Annotated in this window: 2 protein-coding genes and 1 pseudogene; 2 read left to right on the top strand and 1 reads right to left on the bottom strand. The window is 62.8% G+C overall.

What is annotated here, in order from left to right; all coding sequences use genetic code 11:
• Positions 1-863: nicotinate phosphoribosyltransferase (gene pncB / locus DBR20_RS00605; protein ID WP_108264818.1), on the top strand; the 863-nt coding region annotated here is incomplete at its 5' end.
• Here pncB and DBR20_RS00600 read toward each other — a convergent pair.
• Positions 854-1,219: a type 1 fimbrial protein gene (locus tag DBR20_RS00600; RefSeq protein WP_089238703.1), complete on the bottom strand. Its 366-nt coding sequence runs from the start codon at positions 1,217-1,219 to the stop codon at positions 854-856. The two genes, pncB and DBR20_RS00600, sit on opposite strands and share 10 nt — an antisense overlap.
• 421 nt (positions 1,220-1,640) lie before the next feature.
• On the opposite strand from DBR20_RS00600, the pseudogene DBR20_RS22425 reads away from it, so the two are divergent.
• A pseudogene (locus DBR20_RS22425) lies at positions 1,641-1,751 on the top strand (type 1 fimbrial protein); the annotation flags it as partial.

The raw sequence follows: 1,751 nt of genomic DNA, 5'->3' as shown, positions 1-1,751 counted from the left end.
ATATCACCGGTCCGTGGCTGCACACCATCCTGTTCGAAGTGCCGCTGTTGGCGATCATCAACGAAGTCTGGTTCCGCAACACCACCACGGCGGATTTCGCTGAAGGCGAACGCCGCCTGCAGGCCAAGGCCGCGCTGCTGCGCGATACCCCCGGCTTCGAACAGTGCCGCATCGCCGACTACGGCAGCCGCCGCCGCTATTCGCGCGACTGGCATGCACGCCTGCTGCCGCTGCTGCGCGATGCGCTGGGCCCGCAGCTGGTCGGCACCAGCAACGTGCACTTCGCCCGCTTGTACGGCATGACCCCGCACGGCACCATGGCCCACGAATACCTGCAGGCATTCCAGGCGCTGGGCCCGCGCCTGCGCGATTCGCAGGTAGCGGCACTGGAATCGTGGGCGCGCGAGTACCGCGGCGACCTCGGCATCGCGCTGTCCGACGTGGTCGGGCTGGATGCGTTCCTGCGCGACTTCGACATGTACTTCTGCAAGCTGTTCGATGGCGTGCGCCATGATTCCGGCGACCCGTTCGACTGGGGCGACCGCATGCTGGCCCACTTCCAGCAGCGCCGCGTCGACGCGCGCAGCAAGGTGCTGGTGTTCAGCGATGGGCTCGACATCACCAAGGTGATGCGCCTGTACGACTACTTCCGCGGCCGCTGCCAGGTGGCGTTCGGCGTGGGTACCCATCTGACCAACGATCTGGGGCCGACCCCGCTCAACATCGTCATCAAGATGGTCCGCTGCAATGGCCAGCCGGTAGCCAAGCTCAGTGACTCGCCGGGCAAGAGCATGTGCGACGACCCGGGTTACCTGTCCTACCTGCGGCAGGTGTTCGAACTACCGGACCCGGCTCAGGGGTAGTCGACCACCACCAGATAGGCGCCTCGCAGCGGTTGGCGCTGGGAGGCTTCCAGGCGATAGCGCTCGGAGAACGACAGGTCGCCGGCACGCATCGTGCGTGCGGCCACGGCCAGCTGCTGGCCATGGCGGCCGCCTTCGCGCAGCGTTGCCGTTTCACCTTCGCCCAGCGCCGTCACAGCCACCTTGGCGCCCTTCGCCGACGGCGGGCACGCTTCCAGGCTCAGCTCCTGCTGGGACAGGCGCGTCGTGCAGCCGGGATCGACGATGCGGCCGCTGAAGCGGACGCTTCCGCTGCTGGCCTGGGCCAGTGCGCTGACGGACATCAAGGCCACGCACAGCAGGATCGAGCTCTTCATGACACGTTCTCTGGTTCGGTGTGTCCTAGTTAGCGACAACCGCGAACAGTCATTGATAGGCAGTGTTTCGTTCTGCTAGGGCCATCACCTGAGAAGGGTGATGCGCGTCAAATAACGCCGTTTTTACCTGCAAATGCGGTCGACGATCGAGTGCCATTTGCGTCGCACGCCAAGCCTGCCTTGGCTTCCCCAGTACCTTCCATTTTTGAGCTAGCACGTCAATTTATTGGCGTCAAGATGTTGTGTTCATAAAAAATTATGAGACGTGGGTCACATTTATGCATATACTTGCGTCACGGATTCAGGGAGAGGTACGTCCGAATCCGGCGACAGGTGAGACGCAAGGAAGGGTCCGATGCCCGGCAGTGCTCCTTGCTTCCTCCTCTACTTTCCATCTCTTCAGTAGGGTTAGGTACAAGCAATGCACAAGATCAAATTCATCGCGGTTCTGATGCTGGCTGCCGCTCCGCTGGCCGCCAATGCTGCCGACGGCACCATCACCTTCAACGGCAAGGTCACCGACAAGACCTGC

The organism is Stenotrophomonas sp. HMWF023 (assembly GCF_003060985.1).
Taxonomy (GTDB): Bacteria; Pseudomonadota; Gammaproteobacteria; order Xanthomonadales; family Xanthomonadaceae; genus Stenotrophomonas; species Stenotrophomonas lactitubi.
This window is presented reverse-complemented; position numbering and strand designations above follow the sequence as displayed.